This is a genomic window from Vibrio sp. L85, from assembly GCF_963871815.1.
GTDB classification, from domain to species: domain Bacteria; phylum Pseudomonadota; class Gammaproteobacteria; order Enterobacterales; family Vibrionaceae; genus Vibrio; species Vibrio harveyi.
Genome location: NZ_CAWMYL010000176.1, coordinates 376,051 through 396,193 on the forward strand (window position 1 = coordinate 376,051; position 20,143 = coordinate 396,193).

A 20,143-nucleotide genomic window follows, 5' to 3' on the forward strand; every position below is an offset into this window, starting at 1 on the left:
CACCCGAACTTTGGTCATGACGGTTGATAATGTTTCAGATTGTTAGCTCTATCTCAGTTCGTGCTCATCTTGTCATTTTGCCCCCCGATAGCCTGAAAATCGCTTGGACATCTGGTTACGCTTGTAAGCTTTTTACTAGCCATTGAGTAAAGGCTTTGACATGCGGCTTCTCGCCACAACGAACGATCATATGATGTGCGCCTCGGCTTGGCATTGACCAATGACCCACTTGGACCAAAGTACCTTGTTGAAGATGATCTTCTACTAACAAGTCGCGCACTAATAAGACACCTAGCTGATTCACCGCAGCCTCAATAGCCAACAAAGAATGTTCAAATTCTCCCGCTAACTTTACGCTCCCTCCTCCGTGCCCTTGGTACGCAAACCAACCTTGCCATGTTTCCTGATAGCCACCAGTCGCAAGTTTCGGCAAACGGACAAGATCAACCAGATCAGAAACGGGATTTAGTAAAAGAAACCCCGGACTTGCTACCAAAATCCAGTTCTCTTGCGTGAGTTGCGTTGCGTGTTGCGAAGACCAATCACCATAACCATTAATGATTTCCACATCCGCGATGTCGCTATTACTCGGCACTGCATTTGCGGTAGTAGAAACTTTAAAACTCACTTCAGGATACTGGCGATGAAAATCAGCGAGTCGAGGTATCAACCATTGGGAGCAAAAGCTGTGCGCCACGTATAACGTTAACTGGGTCTGTTTTTGGCGAGAGAAAAGGTGTTGAGTTGCGGCGAACAAACTCTGGAATACATTGCTAACCACGGGCAAGTAATCGTGTGCTGCTTGGGTCAAAATGAGTTGTGCGCCATTGCGTTCAAACAAAGTGGCATCTAGATACATTTCCAGAGATTTCACTTGTTGACTAACCGCTGCGCGGGTGACATTGAGCTCTTCAGCCGCTTTAGTAAAGCTGCGCAATCTTGCCGTCGCTTCAAATGCTTTTAAAGAATTGAGTGGGGGTAAGTTCTGCATCTGTAGCTCCAAACAAAAGAACACGAAAAGTGTAAGTCAGAGCTGTGACATTTCGATGAAAACAAAAAAGCCAGCGACAAACGCTGGCTTTTAGAATCATTAAGCTAATGGTGGATTATTTAGCTTCTTCAGTTGTTTGGTATTGGAACGCAGGAACAACAACTTCTACACGACGGTTTTGTTCACGACCTTCACGAGTTTCGTTGCTCGCTACTGGGTTAGCTTCGCCCATGCCTTTAACTGTCATACGGTCTGCAGCAATACCTTCAGCTTGGAAGTGATCAGCAACTGCTTGTGCACGCTTCTCTGTTAGCTGTTGGTTGTAAGCTTCAGAACCTGTTGTGTCACTGTAGCCGTTGATTTCAACTTGAGCTTGTGGGTAAGTGTTCATTAGCTCAACAGTACCGTTGAACGCAGAAGCGTCTTGTAGTTCAGCACTTTCTAGACCAAATTGTACTGTTGCAGTTTGAGCTGGGTATTCGTGCTCAACGATGCGAGTTACAGGACGAGTTTCAACCACTTCTTCTTGAACTACTGGCTCAGAACCAAACTTGTAGTTGAAGCCGATACCGAAGAAGTCAGAATCCATGTCGTCGATGATGTCATCAGACATGTCTTGGTAACGTTGGTACTCAGCGCGTAGGCTCCAGTTGTAGTTGATTTGGTATTCAGCACCTAGAGAGCCCGTTGGTACAAAATCTTTCTCATCGCCAGCCATCATGTAAGCAGCACCTACTTTAGCAAATAGGTTCCATGAGTCTGTTAGAGGTAGGTTGAACTTAGGAGCTAGAGTCAGTGCCCATAGGTCGCCATCAACAGTGTTTTTGCCAGCTTTGTTGAAGTTAGCAGTAAAGTTACCTAGGTAGTCAACGCCGTATTCAGCTGCAACGTATTCGTTAAAGTTGTAGCCAAGGTGCATACCTGCTGCAAAGCTATCGTCATCACATGGTGCGTCTAAGTGACATGCGTCGTTTAGTGCGTTGTAACCAAGTTTGCCACCGATGTATGTATCAGCAAGAGCAACATTTGACATTACGCCACCAGCAAGAACGGTAGCCACTGCAAGAGCAATCTTTTTCATTATTTTTTTCCTTTATGCGAAGGCGACCCGATTACTTTCCCCAGCATACGCTGTCATCAAGAAAGTCAGAACCTGCACTGTTTTTAGTGATTAAAACTACGCCAACAATCTCTATTAACGCATCATCGCATGACGCTCTAATTGGGATATTTCCATTAGGAGCGCTGGTTGGAATTTTGATACACCTATCTGCCACGTCTTGTCCCAAGCGTTTAAACCTGAACGATTGGAGTGATAGATAACGATGAGCAAACCTCTGTAGGTACAAGATTCCGCGAGAAAAATTATCCGGCTTCCATCTTGTAATTACATAGCAACTTAAAACTAATTTAACTGGCTGTGCCTACTTTCAACCTCACACTCAAGGCTGTTACCCCTATGAGATGTTATGATTTTTGTGACGAGAATCTCGAAATGGACTTTAACAGAATAAGTATCGCTAAATTAAATTAGATTTTTTATCGACACGATAAATCCAACTTATCGAGACTCACATAAGCATCAGAAATTGCAGCTTTTTTGTCTTAACTGCGGAGAAAGTAGCTCATTAATAGAGAACGCGGAGAGAATAATGGCAGGAAAGACAGCCCGCAAAGTACGGGCTGTGAACGAATTGCGTTAAATTTTGTCAGATACGGCTAGCGTCGCTGCTAAAATATCTTGCCCAAACAACACACTACGCTCTGGAGACCAACCGTAAAGTGGGTCGGGATGGTTGTTGTTGTCTTTGAATGGCATTTCAATGGTGTAAGACAGACATTTAAATTGCTCTGCTACCCAGTTAGAGCCAACGGTTAGGTTCGCTTTACCTGGTTCATCTTTGTCGTAACCAATCTCGTCTTGGAACTCTGGTGTAATCGTCAGAAGTGCTTGTTTAAACGCGTTTTCCAACTCAGCCATGCCTTCGTCATAAGAAGGAATGCCTTCAGATCCCGCTACAAAATTGTAAGGGATAGCTTCATCACCATGAATATCTAGGAACATATCCACGCCAGTTTCTAGCATACGTTCACGAACCAAGAAGACTTCTGGGCTCTTTTCCATTGATGGCGTTTGCCACTCTCGGTTGAGGTTCACACCCACTGCGTTAGTACGCAAGTGACCACGAACACCGCCGTCTGGATTCATGTTTGGTACAACGTAAAGTACTGCTTTTTCTAGCAATGCACGCGCAACCGTGTCGTTTTCATCCAACAGACGTTGAATCATGCCTTCCATGAACCATTCTGCCATCGTCTCGCCTGGATGCTGACGTGCAATCATCCAGATTTTCTTTTTACCTTCTTCTGGCTCACCGAAAGTAAGCAAGCTCATGTCATTGCCATCTAGCGTGTGACCCAAAGTTTCCAACTGGCAGTGGTGTGCACTTTGTGCCATGTGTAATAGGTCTAGATGACGATCGTACGTGTATGGTGCAAAGTACGCGAAGTAGATTGAGCTGCGCTCAGGGATAACAGTGAAAGTCAGCGTATCACCATCGAACTCTGCTGGCACGCGGAACCACTCTTCACGATCGTAAGACGCAACAACGTCGTAGCCTTGCCAACCTTCTGGGTAAGCCGACTTCGCAAGATCAAGTAGTTTGATGGTGTGCGATTGCTCGGCTTCGGTCTCAAGACGGAAGTGGAACCACTGGTAGAATTCCGACATGTTGTCGTTAGGGATTTTAAGTTGGATGTCGTTTTTGTCGTCTGCTTTCACTACGTGAATGCTGCCGCTGTCGAAGTTGCTGAATACTTTCATTCTATTACTCACCTTTTGCATCTGAGCTTGAAAGACTGAGGCTAACACAAAGGGAAGAGGTGCCTCTAACGATTTCACTTCTTCCCTATCCGTTTGCGATCAAAATATTCAGTTTAGTCGAGCTTATCCGCTTTGCCTGCTGGTCCCGCAAGTTTTGCTAGCCACTTATCCCAGATAAATGGTGTTTGCTCATTATCTTCTGCTTCCTCTTTTCGGCGTACGGCATTACGCACCATCATTGCCCCTGTCCAACGAAAAGGCTCTGGTGGGAATTGTCCTAATGGTCCTCTGGCTAAACCGCTTCGCGTCCAGTCATTATCTAACCCCAATACGAATGAAGATAAGATCTTTCCGCCCATTCGAGTCTGAGCCACACCGTTACCCGAATAGCCAAAGCCGTAAAAGACATTGTTCTGTTTATCTAGCTCGCCAAAGAATGGGAAACCGGTAGCAGAACGATCCGAACCACCCGTCCATGAATAAGCGAATTCTGTTCCTTTTAAACGCGGAAACAGCTTATCGAACGACTTACGCAGCAGATTTTGATAGTGCGTTGGTTTATTAAACATCACGTCGACGCGGTTATTGTAAGAGAATTGGTTGCCGCCCTTACCCAACATCAAACGACCATCTGGCGTATCTCGATAATAATGGACGAAGATACGTGAATCCAACACGCTAGAGCCCGTTTGCCATCCTGATTGAGGCAAAGCGTCACCCAGAGGTTTTGTAATCACCATATCTGAAGAGACAACAACGATGCTGTTGTTAAATTGCTTAAAGTGTTCCACCATCCAAGCATTTAATGCCAACACTACTTGCTTCGCTTTGATGCTCGCATTAGGCGTACTAACGGTTGCAGGTTGACCATAATCTAAACGCGTCATTGGCGTATTTTCATAAACCTCAACACCCAGTTCGATAGCAACACGACGTAGCCCTCTAGCCAACAAAGCCGGCTGGACGCTTGCGGCAATAGGAGAGTGAAAACCGTCCACATGCCTTGGTGAGCCAGCATTCTCTCGCAGCTCTTCAGTCTGACAATGTCGCCAACTATTCACGTTTAGCCGCTTAAGTTCATCCACGACCGGCTGCATACTTCCGGTTTGCGCATGGTTTGTCGCCGTGTAGTAAACGCCTTTCAAGGATAACTGTGCATCGATATTATGCTGCTGACAAAACGCCTCAATTTCCAAGACTACTTGCTCCGATTCTTTTACTAACCATGCCGCTTGTTGTTCACCAAACAAGCGCTTCAATGTTGGAAACTTTGTTGACCAAGTCAGCATACAACCACCATTTGCGCCCGATGCCCCGCTGCCACACAAGCCTTTTTCAATCACAACCACTTGTTTTTCCGGCGATTGCTGCTTAATCATGATCGCAGTCCAAAGACCTGTATAACCACCGCCGACAATCGCCACATCCGTCGCTATATCTTGTTGGAGTGCCAATGGCGGCGTTGGCTGTTCCATTTCCAGAGCTTGCTTGAACCAGTAAGAGAGATGAGTCATTCCGTATCCTTTGTAAAGTGGCACACAATCTTGCTTTAGTACCACTTTACAAACGAACATGAGAATCAACGAGCGAGAAAACCTGACGCTGAGCGTTAGAAAATATTGCCTATTAATAATAAATATAAATTAAGCAATAAAAAAAGGGGAGCAAAGCCCCCCAACATTCCTATAAATAACACACAGCAAGGATAAAGCAGAAATTAATAAATATTAGCTAGCGAGAATATAAATTAACGGTTACCTAACTCTCTCAAACGATATTCGTATTTCACGTTTAAAATTGGTTGGTAGGCAATTTGTCCGTTATCTTGTAGAAACTCATCCACCGTAACTTTACTATCGGTGATTGAGAAAGAATTTTTGTCTACTTTTGCAAAAGAGCCATACAGTTCTTTGCTTAGTTGTAGAGATGTCTTACCTTGATATTCTTTAATCATTTCAAAGCCCATCTCGTAAGCAGCTTGCTTGCTGTCGACGACATTACCTTGAATCGATTTGCTGTTATTTGTCCATTGATACCCACCAGCGAATGCAGCAATTGGCGAAGCGGTTAGTGCAATGAGACCAACAAGAGTGATTAAACGTTTCATAATATGCTCCTTACTTACCTTTTAAATATCGAGTTCCAAGTGCTCGATGAATGTAGCGTACGTATAGAGACCTATAGCGAATAAAATTAATTTCAAAAAAGATTAAAATTAATTCATTTTATTTATCGGCTTTCTTTAAACGTCTTTGACTCTAAAAAAATAAACACTAGAAAAATCCATAGATTACGTTTTATACCTAACTCACTTCGAGATACTTGCTTCCGCAAAAATGGTTTGATTCGCACTCAAAACAACGATGTGTATCGCTTGTTTGTCTTCAAAGCTCATTCAGTCCCCCTAGATAGTGACAATGACTATTGGTTACTAAAGAAACGAACCCACTTATTAGCTCACTCAACGGGTTTGTCTGAGCACAACAACACGCCCTGACAATTTCATACTAAACCATACAAACCTCGCTTCTTTTTTCTCTTAAAATCTTCGCCAAAAGAACACCGTTCAAAACCAGCTCCCGTCAATGCTTGAGCGAAATAAGACAACTCTCTTTTATCGCCCTATTTTCGCGTTTTATATCAAGCGCTCACGCCTCTTTGACAGAGCCGAACAACTGGAAATGAGTTTGGAGTGAAATGACCATGAATAAATCCATCCTTGATCACAGCAGAACCATTTATTCCGATGAGTACGCTGACATTTATCGTCCAATTTGGACCTACCGCGTAAAATTCATCGCACGCGCTTTATTCTACAGAAAGTCGTTTAAGTACCTTGCGGACAACATTGAAGCATCACTGCTCGAACTGCTTTGCACTCGTACACACCGATTCTTAGAGAAGCCATTTCGTCCTTACATTATTAAGAATGGGCCTGCTTTCGACCGTTCTGCGCTTGTTGTCGATCACTACAACTCGGTAGCAGACCTGATCTCGCCTGAACTGATTCAAGAGATCTACACCGATGCGGAAGGTCTAACTCTGACTTCATTTGAAATTGACGACATCTTGTATTCGGTCCGCTTGGTTTACGAAGCGCGTTACCAAAAAGAAGGTGATATGAGCTTGGTGCTGCATAGCCAAGAAGATGGCAACTTCTACACTCTTTCTTTCAGCTTGGGTCATGAGAATGGCGAACGATGCATCATGATTGGTGGTTTACAAGGACCACGCAGCTGTGAAGAAAATAACGCAAAAATCAAAAAGCTGACGCGTAAGCTATACGGTCAACGTCCGAAAAGCTTGATGGTTGGATTGCTGGCTATCGTTGCGCAGGTTTGGGGCATAGAAACACTGTTGGCAGTAAAAACTCAATCGCACACTTACGCAGCTAAGCGTTACAGCAAAGGCAGAATCAAAACCGATTACGATGCGCTGTGGCTAGAACTTGGTGGCACAGAATACGACCGTAACTTCTACTCTATCGACGTAAATGCACCTCGTCGTGATATTGAAGGTATGTCTCGTTCAAAACGTTCTATGTACCGTCGTCGTTACGAATGGCTAGACAACACCAAAGTCACTTTCGAACAAGTCCTAAGAAACTAAAAGGCTAAAAGCTAAGGGGAAACGTTTATGCGTTATTCATTCGTTACTGCTTTGGTGTTGTCGACACTTTCTTTGTCTGCCAACGCAACCACCAGCGAACACATCATAGGTACAAACATTGGCTATGGCGGTGTGAACTACGACGCACCGACGAGCGAAGAATCAGGCGACATGTTCTTAGGTGAGATTTATTACCGCTACATGCCAACGCATAACTTTGGTATCGAAGCGGGTTATAAAGGCGCGTTTGACGGTATTGGTTCGATACTCGTGAGTCCGATTTCAGAAGTCACCGATACGAGCTTCTCCGGACCTCGCTTAAGTGGCTATGCTAGCTATCCACTGGGTTCAGGCTTCGAGCTTTACGGCAAGGCAGGTGTCACTCTCTACACTCTCGAATACACTTATAAAGTGAACGGTCAGAGCAAAAACATCGAACACTCAAGTGTTGGTGGTGAAGCGGCTGGCGGTATTGGCTGGAGCTATAAACACTTTGGTTTGAATGCAGAATATGTGTATTCAAAAAACAGCGATTTTGACTCTAGCGGCGTGATGTTTGGTGCGCAATTGCGTTTCTAAACAAGGCTTACAGGTTAATACAAAAGGCAGCGAGAGGCTCATTCGCTGCCTTTTCTTTTTTGTATTTACGGGCGCATATCCCGCTCATTAGTTAATGCGTTAATGCCAAAATAATCCCCACCAGAATCGAAGTAACCCCAATACCCCGAGTGAGATACCATTTCTCAGACAGAAACCAAATCCCCATAAACAATCCAAACACGATGCTGATTTGCCTTAGTGCCACCACCAAACTTACGTTGTCTGTCATGGTCATCGCAAACAACACCAAGCCGTAGGTGGATGCCATCATTACCCCTGCCATGCTGGCTGTTTTGCGGATCTGCCACGCTGTCTTAATCTCATCTAGCTTACCCGTAACTAAGCACCAAACAAGAGCAGGAATACCTATCGCCCAAAACTGCACACCCAAGTAGAAAATTGCACTGTACTGATCATTCAAGATCTCTGATGCTTGTCCGGTGAGTAAACTCAGCGCTTCTTTATCGACTACCGAGTAACCCGTTGTGCCTATTGCGGCAATCAATGCCCAGAACACACCAACGTTCAAATAAGCACCCAATGTCATCTGACGAAAGTTCGTCAGTGGTACCAGCATACAACCAAGAGTAATTAGTAAGAATCCAAGCCACTGCTGACTAGATAATTCATGTCCCAATGCAACACTGATTACGCCGACCATCATCACTGGCAGTGCCCGAGCAATCGGATAAACCACACCCACATCAGCGTGCTTATAAGCGACAATCAAACCAACCAGATAAACCATTTGTGAAATGCCGCTAATGAACAGCAATCCCCAAAACTCACTCGGTAATGATGTCCAGCCAATGGTTGCCAAATACCAAATCAAATAAGGGGTAAGAATGAAACATGCAGAAAAGCTGGCGGCCATGGTAAACGCGAGTCCAGAGCCTGAGTTGCTTTTGCCAAGGATATTCCAGCCCGCATGGAGAACAGCAGAGAAAACGACGAGACTAATCGCCAACAAATCCATTTCAACGTTCCTATCTGAATAAAAGAAAGGCCCCGAGATGGAGCCTTAGATAATGAGAAAATCCACTTAACGATTGAGTTCCGCCAGAGATTCAATGCTAATGGCATCGTGTCGCCAATATTCGATATCGCAATCAATCAACTCACCGTGTTGGTTGTAGTTGATGCGCTCCACCACCATCGCGGGCGTGCCGGCTGTCGCGCGCAGTGCCTGAGCCATTTCCCCCAACAAAGTACTGGTTGAAATGCGGTAGCGAATCTTTTGATACGTCACGCCATAATGCTCGCGGTAAATGTCCGTCAGTGAATTTGATAAATCGTAGTCCAACAGGTTCGGAAACAGCTCTGGGCGAATGTAGTTTGTTACGAATACTACAGGTCTATCTTCAAGGTATCGCACACGGTCGACTCGATACACATCCGAGAAAGGCTGCAAGTCCAGCAAGCGCGCAGCTTGTTTGTTTGCCAACGTTCCTTTTGCTGCAACCAACTCCGTTTTTGGCACGCGATTTTGCGCTTTCGCCATGTTCGGGAAGTTCAGAGTTTGGGTTGGGTCGTAACGCAATGGCTCGGGTGAGATAAACCAACCTCGGCGATCTTCGCGATAGATTCGACCTTCTGCTTCCAGCAGTGATAAAGCTTCACGCAGAGTGACGCGCGTAGTATCGAACGACTCCGCCAACTTACGCTCTGCTGGCAGTTTTTGACGCGGCGATAGCATGCCCGCTTCAATCTGTTCAACAATCGAATCTTTAATTTTTACGTATTGCACGAAGTGTCCTTATCTTTTGCGCCAAGCTTGTGTGCGATTCTCTAACAATTTACCCAAAGTCATCTGAACAATCTTCGCAATTGCAGCAGCAATCATGATCATCACCGCCATTGCCGCAGCAGCGCCAGTTTGACCTGCATCATCCATATTCAGAATCGAGACCGAAGCCGGAATCGTATCGGTTGAGTAAAGGAATACTACCGCAGAAGTGGTGGTCAATGCATTAACAAACAAGTAAGTCGCAATGTCCAAAATCGCAGGTAAACACACAGGTAATGTCACTTTAAAGAACAACTTGTATTGAGGAAGCTTCACCGATGCCGCCGTGGCTTCAATCTCCGATGGCAACTGCTTTAGCGCTGTCAGGGCTGTCATGTGACCCACGGTGTAGTAATGCACTACCGTGTTAATTACCAAGAATGCCATGGTGCCATAAAGCACGTTCAGAGGATTATTCGCATCATTGAAGTAAAAGATGTAACCCAAGCCAAGCACCATACCAGGAACCGCCATTGGCACGACGCTAAGCATTTGCATCACTTGACGAATTGGACCAAATGCACGCCCTTTCTCAATACAGTACGCACCGACAAAGATGATGGCTGTACCAATAACCGCTGTCCAACCTGCCAGCGTTAGCGAGTTGAAGAATGGGCTCCAACCGTAAGTGCTCATTTCAGCAAAGTTGTAGTTGTTTAGCGTCAGCGCTTTGTTCCAAGGCCAGAACGTAACTAACGAGCCATATACCGCCATACCAAGTACTGCCAGCACTGCGATAGAAATGATGCTGCAGTAAACCAAACAAATGCTGTCGCGCGCTTTGTTAGGCTCTGGCTGATAAGGCACCGAGCGCGTGTCGAATAAGCTCTTTTGTTTTTTCTGTACCCAGCGGTCTGCGCCGAACGCCATTACCGCAGGAAATAGCAACATAATGCTGGTCACCGCACCCATCGCAAAGTTTTGCTGTCCCACAACTTGCTTGAAGATGTCAGTCGCCAGAACGTTATAGCTGCCACCAATCACTTTCGGCACACCAAAGTCCGTGATGACCAGCGTAAAGACCACGATAAGCGTACTGATCAAACCGTATTTCGCCGCAGGTAACGTCACCATAAAGAAGGTTTTGATGGGTGAAGTTTTAAGTGCACGGGCGGCTTCATACAAGCGAGCATCTGAAGTGCGCAGCGAAGTGGTCAAAATCATCAATGCATGAGGGAAGGTCCAGAAAATCAAACCCATCGAGATACCAATCACGCCGTAAACCGAGTTTCCTAACAGCATCTCTTTGGCAATGCCTTGATTACCGAAAAGGAAGATCAAACTGATCGCTGGTAACAACGAAGGCGCAAGGATTGGCGCAGTGCCTAGGATTTGAAACAAACCTTTAAACGGCATGCATGAACGAGTCAGCGCGTAGGCATAACCAAACGCAAGCGCACCCACTACCGAGGTCACAATCACGCCCAAAGTGAAGGTGTTTCCCACCGATACCCACAAGCTTGAAGAGGAAAAGTACGTCGCAAAGTTTGCCAATCCGACAAATTCGCCATTGGCATTTTGCACACTCTTGGTCAACATTGCCCAAAGCGGCATTAAGATGAACAGCACCATCATGGTCGACAAACCAGCGAGCAAACCAAACAACACAAGGTTGTCGCGGCTGACACGTCCGAGTAGGGATTTTGCTTTGTCTTGTGTGGTCAGGCTATTCATCGTCATTGTCTTCGCATCCATGTTTACACCTACGCCGCTAGCGCTTTATCAACCGAGGGCACGGCGTAACCATGCAGCCCTTCTTCAGCAAACTGGATGTAACGTACATCGCCCGCCTTGATATTGAGTTTTTGAACCGTTTCCACAGGAACATCCACGACGATGGTTTTCGTTGAGCTGTCGTTTTGCAATACGCAATCAATGCGGAAAAACGCCCCCAGAAACTCGGTTGCGGTAACTCGCACAGGTAAAGAGTTGGTGTAGTTGTCAACGAACTTGATGCTTTCAGGGCGCACCGCAAGGTCGAAGCGGTCACCACGTTGAATCTTACGATTGGTCAAGCTTGGCGCTGACATCAGGGTTTCTGCAATTCGTACTTGGGAGTCCGTTGCGACTGAGGTTTCAATAAAGTTCATGCTGCCGACAAACTCAGCAACAAAGCGCGTTGCTGGTTGTTGGTAGATTTCTTGAGGTGTGCCGACTTGCTCAATCACACCATGGTTCATTACCACGATACGATCCGCCATCGACAGCGCTTCGTCCTGATCGTGCGTAACCATGATGGTGGTGATGCCAAGCTTACGTTGCAGCTTACAAATCTCGTCACGTAAGTGAACACGTACTTTTGCATCCAGCGCTGACAGCGGCTCATCAAGTAGCAGTAGACCCGGAGACAACGCCAATGCGCGAGCAAGTGCCACACGCTGCTGCTGACCACCAGAAAGTTGGTTAGGAAATTTCTCGCCAGAGGTTGGAAGACCAATGGTTTCTAGCCAGTAATCTACTTTCTCTAGCGCTTCTTTGGTCGACATGCCTTGGTTCTTCAAACCCACTGCAATGTTCTCTTGCACAGTTAGGTTCGGAAACAGCGCGTAAGATTGGAATACGATGCCGAAATCGCGCTTCTCTGGTGGTAGGAATGTGGTCTCTTGACCGTTTTGAAAAATCGCACCAGACGTTGGCAAGTCTAAACCTGCAATGGCACGTAGCAGAGTGGTTTTACCGCAGCCAGAAGGACCAAGAAAACAAACGAACTCGCCCTTTTCAATCGCTAGCGAAATTTTCTTTAATGCAGTGAACTGTCCGAATTGCTTCACTACATTTTCGATATTTAGGTAATGTTGGTTAGTTGACATAACACACGCTCCAAATGGTATATACCAACCTTAATTTTGGAGTGTTACGTTCCAATGACAAATTTATAGCCAGAAGATGACAAATAGATGAAGGGAGATGGGGTTTGTTTAAGTGACAATTAGAGATTCCCGACTCACTCCTTCGTCGCTCTCGAGAATGACGTGGTGAGTGTGGATTATAAATTCTGAAATCACATCCGCGGCTCAGAACGACAAGTTTTGACCTTCACTCCATATACTTAAGATCGTCATTCCGGACGAGCCTAAGCGAGCCATCCGGAATCTCTTACAAGTACTATATTCTGAGATTCCCGACTCACTCCTTCGTCACTCTCGAGAATGACGTGGTGAGTGTGGATTACAAATTCTGAATCACACGCATTGCTTAGAATTACGAGCTTTGACTTACACTCCATATGCTTAATATCGTCATTCCGGACGAGCCTAAGCGAGCCATCCGGAATCTCTTACAAGCACTATTTTCTGAGATTCCCGACTCACTCCTTCGTCGCTCTCGAGAATGACGTTGTGAGTGCGGATAGAAGCTCCCAACTTTCTTAAGTCCGTCATTCCAGCGAACCTAGGTGAGACTAGGAATCTACTTTCAACAAACTCTGAAATAACAGAGAAAACAAAAAATCCACCTCAACCGAGGTGGATTTCAGTATTCAACTCAAAGCAAATTCAATTAAGACTTTGGCTCTGATTTCGCGTCGAACTTCTCAGACCATGCCGCTAGAATCTCTGCACGCTTGCTGCCCATTTGCGCGAAGTCCATCTTCGCCATGTTCTCTTGAACGTTCGGGAAGTTAGACACGGTCGCTTTCACTTCTTTATGTGCAACCACTGGGTACATTTCTACGTAAAGCTCGTTTGCAGCTTTAGAGATTGACCAGTCGACAACACGTTTCGCTGCATCAGACTCTTTTACTAGACCAACGGCTTCTGATTCCCAGCCGATGCCTTTTGGTGTGATCACCGCTAGTGGCGCACCCTGTGTTTTCAGCTTCGCGCCGCGACTTGCCATCGAAATACCGATAGCCACTTCACCCATGCCCGCTTGAACACATGGCTTAGAGCCCGAGTGCGTGTAGTGTGCAATGTTCTTGTCTAAGTCACGCATGTAGTTCCATGCCTGATCTTCACCCATGTTTTGTAGCCAAGCAGAAACCTGCATGTAGCCAGTGCCTGAAGACGCTGGGTTCGGCATTGCAATGTGACCTTTGTAAACCGGCTTCGTTAGGTCTTCCCAAGACGTTGGTTTCGGTAGGTTAAGTTGTTTCGCTACCGCTTCGTTGAAACAAACTGCGTTAAAGAACGCATCGTTACCAAACCAAGCTTGGTTTGATTGAGGGTCGTTTAGGTTCGCGTGCAGCTCTTCCAAACCTTTTGGTGTGTAAGGCTTAAGAAGACCTTCATCTTTAAGCAGTGCCATTGAGGAGCCAGCAAGACCCCAAACCACTTCCGCTTGAGGGTTGTTCTTTTCTGCCAGCAATTTCGCCGTCATGATACCGGTGGAATCGCGAACCCACTTAATCTTGATATCTGGGTTATCTTTCTCAAACGCAGACTTGTATTTAGCAAGAATGTCAGTTTCGAAAGCGGTGTAAACCGTGACTTCCTGTGCTGCCATTGCATTCGTAGCTAGCAGAGAGACAAGTGCAGCCAGCGATCCTTTCATCAAACGGTTTTTCATCATTTTCTCCAGTTAATTTGGTCTGTACCAGTTGACGATATCCACCCTACTGAGCCTTTGTGACGAAATCATGACCATTAAATGGCAGTTTTACGAAAATTTGCGCTGAATAATCGTTCGTTCGATCCGCCATTTTCTGGATATTAAAGTTTTATGAAATTGGATATTCGCCTATTTACTGCCCTTTTCTTCCTCGCTAGAGTGAACTCGAAATTTGGTGTAGACCAATTAGCCTATTCTGATGGAAATCGAGATGAAAAACGAATACCTACTACTGACTCCAGGTCCTCTATCTACTTCTGAAACGGTACGTGAAGCCATGCTTAAAGACTGGTGTACTTGGGATGATGAATACAACAAAGACATTGTAGAAGTGATCCGCACTAAGCTTGTAAAACTGGCGACGGAGCAAGACGGTTACACCAGCGTACTAATGCAAGGTAGCGGCACCGCATCAGTAGAAGCGACGATTGGCAGCGCCATTGGCAAAGATGGAAAATTGTTGGTTGTCGACAACGGTGCGTACGGTGCACGTATCGCTCAGATCGCTGATTACCTAAATATTCCATGCCATGTAGTTTCCCCAGGCGAAACATCACAGCCACACTTGAACGAGGTGGAAACTGCATTGGCATCGGATCCTGCGATCACACACGTGGCGATTGTTCACTGCGAGACAACCACTGGCATGCTCAACCCAGTTGAGGCATTTGCTTCTGCGGCAAAAGCACACGGTAAAGTGGTGATTCTCGATGCCATGTCGAGCTTTGGTGGCATTCCTATCGATATTGCTGAGCTAGGCATCGATTTTATGATCAGCTCTGCAAACAAATGTATTCAAGGCGTACCGGGTTTTGGCTTTGTGATTGCGAAACAAACTGAGCTAGAAAAGTGCCAAGGTCAGGCACGTTCTTTGAGCCTTGACCTTTACGACCAATGGCATTGCATGGAAGTGAACCACGGCAAATGGCGTTTCACATCTCCAACGCACACGGTTCGCGCTTTCTATCAAGCATTGTTAGAACTGGAGCAAGAAGGCGGCATTGAAGCTCGTCATAACCGTTACCAAACTAACCAGAAAACACTGGTTGCAGGTATGCGCTCTTTGGGTTTCGAACCGCTACTGAATGATGAGCTTCACTCGCCAATCATCACTTCTTTTTACTCTCCGACGCACAGTGATTACCAGTTCAAAGCGTTCTACACACGTTTGAAAGAGCAAGGTTTTGTGATTTATCCGGGTAAGGTATCGAACGCAGATTGCTTCCGTATCGGCAACATTGGCGAAGTTTACCCAGCAGATATCGAGCGCTTAATCGGTGCGATTGAAAAAGCAATGTACTGGCAAGTTGCGTAAAGCAGCCTTCTGATTGAGAAAGCGTTATGACTCAGAATATCAAACCGACCCATTTCCGCAGCGAAGGCGATGTCAACACGACACCAGCGCGCCAAGCTTGGAATGCATCGATGGACGATGAACGCACGCAAGCATTATTGAAGCGTGATTCGGAAGTCTTTCTTCATCAAGCTATGTCGACGCCTTGCTTAGATACCTTGGAAGCAGCAGGAGGCATCTACATCCAAGATGCTACCGGTAAAAAGTACATGGACTTCCATGGCAATAACGTCCATCAGCTGGGCTACGGTCATCCGCATGTGATTAAACGTGTGCAAGAGCAAATTGCCAAACTGCCGTTTTCACCACGTCGTTTTACTAATGAAACCGCGATTGAATGTGCCGAAAAACTCACCCAAATCTGTGGCGGCGAGTTGAATCGTGTGTTGTTTGCTCCGGGTGGCACATCTGCGGTTGGCATGGCGCTTAAACTAGCCCGCCACATCACGGGCAACTACAAGGTGGTGTCGTTGTGGGATTCCTTCCACGGCGCATCATTGGATGCCATCTCAGTAGGTGGCGAAGCGTGTTTCCGCCAAGGCATGGGACCATTAATGGCAGGTGTTGAACGCATTCCACCAGCAGTGTCTTACCGAGGCGCTCTCCCAGTTGCCGGCGGCAGCGACGTGCATTACGCCGATTACCTCGAATACGTGATTGAGAAAGAAGGTGGCGTGGGCGCGTTTATCGCAGAAGCGGTTCGTAATACCGACGTACAAGTGCCGAGTAAAGCCTACTGGAAACGCATCCGTGAAATCTGTGACAAACACAATGTCATGCTGATCATCGACGACATCCCTAACGGCATGGGTCGCAGCGGTGAATGGTTTACATACCAAGCCTACGACATCGAGCCAGATATGCTCTGCATCGGTAAAGGTTTGGGTGGTGGCTTAGTGCCTATCGCAGCCATGGTCACCAAAGACAAATACAACACCACCGAGCAAATCTCAATGGGTCATTACACTCATGAGAAAAGCCCTATCGGTTGTGCTGCAGCACTGGCAACCATGGAAGCCATTGAGCAAGACGGCTTGCTAGATAAAGCCAAAGCCGACAGCCAGTTCATGCGTGAAAAGCTGCTAGAGATGAAAGCCAAATACCCAGTGATTGGTGATGTGCGTGGCATCGGCATGTTATGGGGCATTGAACTGGTCACTGACAACGAAAGCAAAGCACGCGCGTATGACGAAGCGGAAGCTGTGTTGTACCAATGCCTCAACAACGGCGTGAGCTTCAAGGTATCGCAAGGCAATGTGATTCAACTCAGCCCACCGCTGATCATCACTCGCGAACAACTGACAGAAGCGTTGGCGATCTTTGAAGAAGCGATCGCCAAAGTGTGTAAAGACTTTAACTACTTTTAGGGTCAATAGACCTCAACAAAAACCAATTTATCCTGAGCGCGGTACCAACGTGTAGACAAGCGCTCTGGCAAGCAAGAAAAAGGATTGAACATGAGCAACTCACCAATTCAAGCAGTGATCTTTGACTGGGCTGGCACTATCGTCGATTTCGGCTCTTTCGCGCCAACCAGCATCTTTGTGGAAGCGTTCAAACAAGGCTTTGATTTCGATATCGACCTTGAAGAAGCGCGTGAACCAATGGGACTTGGTAAGTGGGATCACATCCAAGCTGTGGGTCGCATCCCTGCAGTTGATAAGCGTTGGAATGAGAAGTTTGGTCGCTCAATGACCAGCGAAGACATCGACGCTATCTACGCAGCATTCATGCCGCTGCAAAAAGCAAAAGTGACTGATCATGCAGAGCCTATCTTAAATGCGATTGAAGTTGTGAACAGTCTGAAAGACAAAGACATCAAGATCGGTTCTTGTTCTGGTTACCCTCGCGAAGTGATGGACGTACTGATTCCAGTGGCAGCGGATTACGGCTACAAACCGGATTACGTAGTAGCAACGGATGACCTGCCGCAAGGTGGTCGCCCAGCACCATTTATGGCACTGAAAAACGTGATTGAGCTGAATGTAACGGACGTTAATGCGTGTATCAAAGTGGATGACGCCGCACCGGGCATCGATGAAGGTCACAACGCCGGTATGTGGACCGTTGGCTTGCTGCTTTCTGGTAACGAAGCCGGTCTAACGTTTGAAGAATACCAAGCTGCGGACGAAGCAACGCTTAATGCTGCTCGTGAAAAGGCGCGAGCAAAGCTGATTAAAAGCTCTCCTCACTACCTAATCGATACGATTGCCGACTTCCCAGAAGTCATTGCTGATATCGAACGTCGCCTAGCAGCAGGTGAGCGTCCTTAGTCCACAGTCATTGTTCTCACGCATAAAAAACCTCTCAGCATCGAGAGGTTTTTTGTATCACGTATTAGTTTCTAACCAAATGAGGTTAGTTGATCGCAGTACTCGCTCGGCGTTTTAACTTAAAGCCCATATCCGTTGCATGCTCTACAGGCTCACCTTTAATGGCTTGCAGTAACTTGTCTGCAGCTTTCGTCCCCATGCGTTCGTAGTCGAATTCCGCACAGGTCAAACTTGGATAGGCGTGCTCACCCATAGAAGAGCCTTCTAAACAGATAATCGCAATGTCGGTCGGGACTTTCAGCACTCGGCGATGACACTCAAACAACGCGCCAATCGCAATCTCTTCATGGCTACATACCAGAGCATTCAAACTTGAATCACGCAATAATAGCTTCGCCAACCCTTCCGCACCTAATTGTGAAGATGGTGCTTCGTGGGTGGTTAAGAAATGGTCCGGCGCAAGGTAGTTCTCAATCATCGCGCTTTGCCAGCCGTGTAGCTTACGTTGCAAAGTGGAGTGATCGCCACGCGCACCAATGAAGCCCACGTTCTTGAAGCCTTGCTCAATCACATGCTTGGTACACGCTTTACCCACCTCAAAATGATCAACACCGATATTGAGATAACTGGCTTTCGAACTTAACTCAGCAATTTCCAATACTGGCGTGTTCGAGGCTTCCAAAAGCTGATTAGTACGTTGGCTGTGTTCATTACCAAACAGCACCACTCCAGCTGGACGGCTCTCAAGAAATGTCGAAAGCAGTTTCTCTTCTTGCTCTACCGAGTAGTCGCTGTAACCAAGCAGCAACTGATAACCTGCCTTGTTCAACGCTTGTTGAAAGCTCGGTAAGAAAAGCGCGCAAGCTTTTTCAAACAGGGAAGGAATGATAAGAGCGATGGAGTAACTTTCAGCAGACGCCAAAGCCCCTGCCGCTTTATTCGGGATATAGCCGAGCTCATCAACCACTTGTTGAATCTTTTCTCTCAGCTTGTCAGATACTAGCTCGGGCGTTCGTAATGCTCGCGACACCGTCATGGTGCCTACGCCGGCTTTTTTAGCGACGTCCGCCAAGGTGACATTGCCAGTACTTCTTCGTTTGCGAGGTTCGCTCATTGTTCTTATTTAGTGTTCTCTATTTTCTGCCGCGACATCTTACCACAGCGTTTTAGTGGTTTTGATATTAGCGCATTAGAAGTCGATCACAAGCATATGAAACTCGGATGACTTATAAAAATGGTAGCGCTATCACAATTTATGATAGCGCTATCAGATAGCGCTACCATTTGTGATCATTCTCAGGTTTTTCTGACAAATTGATCGATAAAGTACCCATCAACAAAACAACAAATCGGAAAGATCCAATGCTACGTGAACTGATTAACTCTGATGTGATTCGCATCCATTCTGATGCTACTGACTGGAAAGATGCGGTGAGCAAATCCTGTGAAGCACTGATTGAAAATGGCGCGATTGAGCCAAGCTACGTGGACGCTATTTACCGCTCACACGAAGAGCTCGGTCCTTACTACGTGGTAGGTCCTGGTATGGCAATGCCACACGCTCGCCCTGAAGATGGCGTTAACCGTTTGTCTCTTGCCATCACAGTGATTCAAAACGGCGTGAACTTCGATTCTGAAGGTAACGACCCAGTGAAAATGCTGGTTACGCTAGCCGCGACAGACAGTAACTCACACGTGGATGCGATTTCTAAACTGGCTGAGTTGTTTATGAATGAAGAGCATGTAGAAGCCATCTGCACCGCTCAAAACACACAAGATGTTCTAGCGATCATCGAAAAATACTAACTCCTGATGTGCCCTTCGAAATGGGCATACACCCCTATAAAAAGAAAAGGTCTGAATTATGAAAATTATGGTTGTTTGCGGTCACGGTCTTGGTACTAGCCTAATGATGGAAATGAGCATCAAAGGCATCGTGAAAGAGTTGAATGTAAACGCAGAAGTAGATCATATCGATCTAGGTTCTGCAAAAGGTACGGATTGTGACATCTTCATCGGTACTAACGACATCGTTGAACAGTTGAACGCGCTTGGCGTTGAACCACGAATCGTTGCGCTTGATAACATGGTCGACAAAGTGGCAATGAAAGAGCGTCTATCTGTGGCACTTCAAGAGCTTGGCGCTCTATAAGGTGGC

General features: G+C 46.3%; 18 protein-coding genes. 7 read left to right on the plus strand and 11 right to left on the minus strand.

The genetic code is table 11. The features are described from left to right. Positions 1-115: 115 nt before the first annotated feature. From AACR11_RS19230 to AACR11_RS19250, 5 genes are all read right to left on the minus strand, one after another. Positions 116-991 carry a LysR substrate-binding domain-containing protein gene (locus tag AACR11_RS19230; protein WP_029789147.1) on the minus strand — a complete coding sequence of 292 codons (876 nt, stop codon included), beginning with the start codon at positions 989-991 and terminating at the stop codon, positions 116-118. A 115-nt stretch (positions 992-1,106) separates the two neighbouring features. Next, positions 1,107-2,072 carry an OmpA family protein gene (locus tag AACR11_RS19235; RefSeq protein WP_005445398.1) on the minus strand — a complete coding sequence of 322 codons (966 nt, stop codon included), beginning with the start codon at positions 2,070-2,072 and terminating at the stop codon, positions 1,107-1,109. A gap of 618 nt (positions 2,073-2,690) precedes the next feature. Beyond that, a complete protein-coding gene (locus AACR11_RS19240) occupies positions 2,691-3,815 on the minus strand; it encodes a M14 family metallopeptidase (RefSeq protein ID WP_005445399.1) in 1,125 nt (374 codons plus the stop codon). Between the two features lie 113 nt (positions 3,816-3,928). Further along, positions 3,929-5,329 (minus strand): FAD-dependent oxidoreductase, encoded by a 1,401-nt coding sequence (locus AACR11_RS19245; protein ID WP_029789148.1) that lies wholly within the window; start codon positions 5,327-5,329, stop codon positions 3,929-3,931. Between the two features lie 233 nt (positions 5,330-5,562). Further along, positions 5,563-5,922, minus strand: coding sequence for a DUF3316 domain-containing protein (locus AACR11_RS19250; RefSeq protein WP_009696903.1), 360 nt, complete (start codon positions 5,920-5,922; stop codon positions 5,563-5,565). 590 nt (positions 5,923-6,512) lie between these two features. Here AACR11_RS19250 and AACR11_RS19255 point away from each other — a divergent pair. Then, positions 6,513-7,424, plus strand: coding sequence for a VirK/YbjX family protein (locus AACR11_RS19255; RefSeq protein WP_017188571.1), 912 nt, complete (start codon positions 6,513-6,515; stop codon positions 7,422-7,424). Between the two features lie 27 nt (positions 7,425-7,451). Next, positions 7,452-8,003, plus strand: a complete 552-nt coding sequence (locus AACR11_RS19260) for an outer membrane beta-barrel protein (protein WP_005445404.1) — start codon at positions 7,452-7,454, stop codon at positions 8,001-8,003. A gap of 91 nt (positions 8,004-8,094) precedes the next feature. Here AACR11_RS19260 and AACR11_RS19265 read toward each other — a convergent pair whose 3' ends face one another. The 5 genes from AACR11_RS19265 to AACR11_RS19285 form a co-directional block, all read right to left on the minus strand. Then, positions 8,095-9,000 carry an EamA family transporter gene (locus AACR11_RS19265; protein ID WP_029789149.1) on the minus strand — a complete coding sequence of 302 codons (906 nt, stop codon included), beginning with the start codon at positions 8,998-9,000 and terminating at the stop codon, positions 8,095-8,097. Between the two features lie 66 nt (positions 9,001-9,066). Next, positions 9,067-9,771, minus strand: a complete 705-nt coding sequence (gene phnR, locus AACR11_RS19270) for a phosphonate utilization transcriptional regulator PhnR (protein ID WP_005374048.1) — start codon at positions 9,769-9,771, stop codon at positions 9,067-9,069. A gap of 9 nt (positions 9,772-9,780) precedes the next feature. Then, on the minus strand, positions 9,781-11,505 hold the full coding sequence (locus AACR11_RS19275; RefSeq protein WP_029789150.1) for a putative 2-aminoethylphosphonate ABC transporter permease subunit: 1,725 nt from the start codon (positions 11,503-11,505) through the stop codon (positions 9,781-9,783). An 8-nt stretch (positions 11,506-11,513) separates the two neighbouring features. Continuing rightward, complete coding sequence (locus AACR11_RS19280; protein ID WP_029789151.1) at positions 11,514-12,620, minus strand: putative 2-aminoethylphosphonate ABC transporter ATP-binding protein; 1,107 nt, start codon at positions 12,618-12,620, stop codon at positions 11,514-11,516. A gap of 688 nt (positions 12,621-13,308) precedes the next feature. Further along, positions 13,309-14,319 (minus strand): putative 2-aminoethylphosphonate ABC transporter substrate-binding protein, encoded by a 1,011-nt coding sequence (locus tag AACR11_RS19285; protein WP_005384363.1) that lies wholly within the window; start codon positions 14,317-14,319, stop codon positions 13,309-13,311. Between the two features lie 250 nt (positions 14,320-14,569). On the opposite strand from AACR11_RS19285, the gene phnW reads away from it, so the two are divergent. The 3 genes from phnW to phnX all read left to right on the plus strand — a co-directional run bounded on the left by phnW (position 14,570) and on the right by phnX (position 17,985). After that, a complete protein-coding gene (phnW, locus tag AACR11_RS19290) occupies positions 14,570-15,673 on the plus strand; it encodes a 2-aminoethylphosphonate--pyruvate transaminase (protein ID WP_029789152.1) in 1,104 nt (367 codons plus the stop codon). 26 nt (positions 15,674-15,699) lie between these two features. Continuing rightward, positions 15,700-17,079, plus strand: coding sequence for an aspartate aminotransferase family protein (locus AACR11_RS19295; RefSeq protein ID WP_029789153.1), 1,380 nt, complete (start codon positions 15,700-15,702; stop codon positions 17,077-17,079). Between the two features lie 90 nt (positions 17,080-17,169). After that, on the plus strand, positions 17,170-17,985 hold the full coding sequence (phnX, locus tag AACR11_RS19300; protein ID WP_029789154.1) for a phosphonoacetaldehyde hydrolase: 816 nt from the start codon (positions 17,170-17,172) through the stop codon (positions 17,983-17,985). An 85-nt stretch (positions 17,986-18,070) separates the two neighbouring features. Here phnX and AACR11_RS19305 read toward each other — a convergent pair whose 3' ends face one another. After that, positions 18,071-19,099: a LacI family DNA-binding transcriptional regulator gene (locus AACR11_RS19305; protein ID WP_005442357.1), complete on the minus strand. Its 1,029-nt coding sequence runs from the start codon at positions 19,097-19,099 to the stop codon at positions 18,071-18,073. Between the two features lie 248 nt (positions 19,100-19,347). On the opposite strand from AACR11_RS19305, the gene AACR11_RS19310 reads away from it, so the two are divergent. Further along, positions 19,348-19,791: a PTS sugar transporter subunit IIA gene (locus AACR11_RS19310; RefSeq protein WP_029789155.1), complete on the plus strand. Its 444-nt coding sequence runs from the start codon at positions 19,348-19,350 to the stop codon at positions 19,789-19,791. Positions 19,792-19,849: 58 nt separating this feature from the next. Beyond that, positions 19,850-20,137: a PTS sugar transporter subunit IIB gene (locus AACR11_RS19315; RefSeq protein WP_005374080.1), complete on the plus strand. Its 288-nt coding sequence runs from the start codon at positions 19,850-19,852 to the stop codon at positions 20,135-20,137. Positions 20,138-20,143: the final 6 nt, after the last annotated feature.

Coding starts and splice junctions, on each gene's coding strand:
- phnX (WP_029789154.1), top strand. CDS start 17,170: ATGAGCAACTCACCAATTCAAGCAGTGATCTTTGACTGGGCTGGCACT.
- phnW (WP_029789152.1), top strand. CDS start 14,570: ATGAAAAACGAATACCTACTACTGACTCCAGGTCCTCTATCTACTTCT.
- AACR11_RS19265 (WP_029789149.1), bottom strand. CDS start 9,000: ATGGATTTGTTGGCGATTAGTCTCGTCGTTTTCTCTGCTGTTCTCCAT.
- AACR11_RS19285 (WP_005384363.1), bottom strand. CDS start 14,319: ATGATGAAAAACCGTTTGATGAAAGGATCGCTGGCTGCACTTGTCTCT.
- AACR11_RS19255 (WP_017188571.1), top strand. CDS start 6,513: ATGACCATGAATAAATCCATCCTTGATCACAGCAGAACCATTTATTCC.
- AACR11_RS19310 (WP_029789155.1), top strand. CDS start 19,348: ATGCTACGTGAACTGATTAACTCTGATGTGATTCGCATCCATTCTGAT.
- AACR11_RS19240 (WP_005445399.1), bottom strand. CDS start 3,815: ATGAAAGTATTCAGCAACTTCGACAGCGGCAGCATTCACGTAGTGAAA.
- AACR11_RS19280 (WP_029789151.1), bottom strand. CDS start 12,620: ATGTCAACTAACCAACATTACCTAAATATCGAAAATGTAGTGAAGCAA.
- AACR11_RS19295 (WP_029789153.1), top strand. CDS start 15,700: ATGACTCAGAATATCAAACCGACCCATTTCCGCAGCGAAGGCGATGTC.
- AACR11_RS19305 (WP_005442357.1), bottom strand. CDS start 19,099: ATGAGCGAACCTCGCAAACGAAGAAGTACTGGCAATGTCACCTTGGCG.
- AACR11_RS19315 (WP_005374080.1), top strand. CDS start 19,850: ATGAAAATTATGGTTGTTTGCGGTCACGGTCTTGGTACTAGCCTAATG.
- AACR11_RS19250 (WP_009696903.1), bottom strand. CDS start 5,922: ATGAAACGTTTAATCACTCTTGTTGGTCTCATTGCACTAACCGCTTCG.
- AACR11_RS19235 (WP_005445398.1), bottom strand. CDS start 2,072: ATGAAAAAGATTGCTCTTGCAGTGGCTACCGTTCTTGCTGGTGGCGTA.
- AACR11_RS19230 (WP_029789147.1), bottom strand. CDS start 991: ATGCAGAACTTACCCCCACTCAATTCTTTAAAAGCATTTGAAGCGACG.
- AACR11_RS19275 (WP_029789150.1), bottom strand. CDS start 11,505: ATGGATGCGAAGACAATGACGATGAATAGCCTGACCACACAAGACAAA.
- AACR11_RS19260 (WP_005445404.1), top strand. CDS start 7,452: ATGCGTTATTCATTCGTTACTGCTTTGGTGTTGTCGACACTTTCTTTG.
- AACR11_RS19245 (WP_029789148.1), bottom strand. CDS start 5,329: ATGACTCATCTCTCTTACTGGTTCAAGCAAGCTCTGGAAATGGAACAG.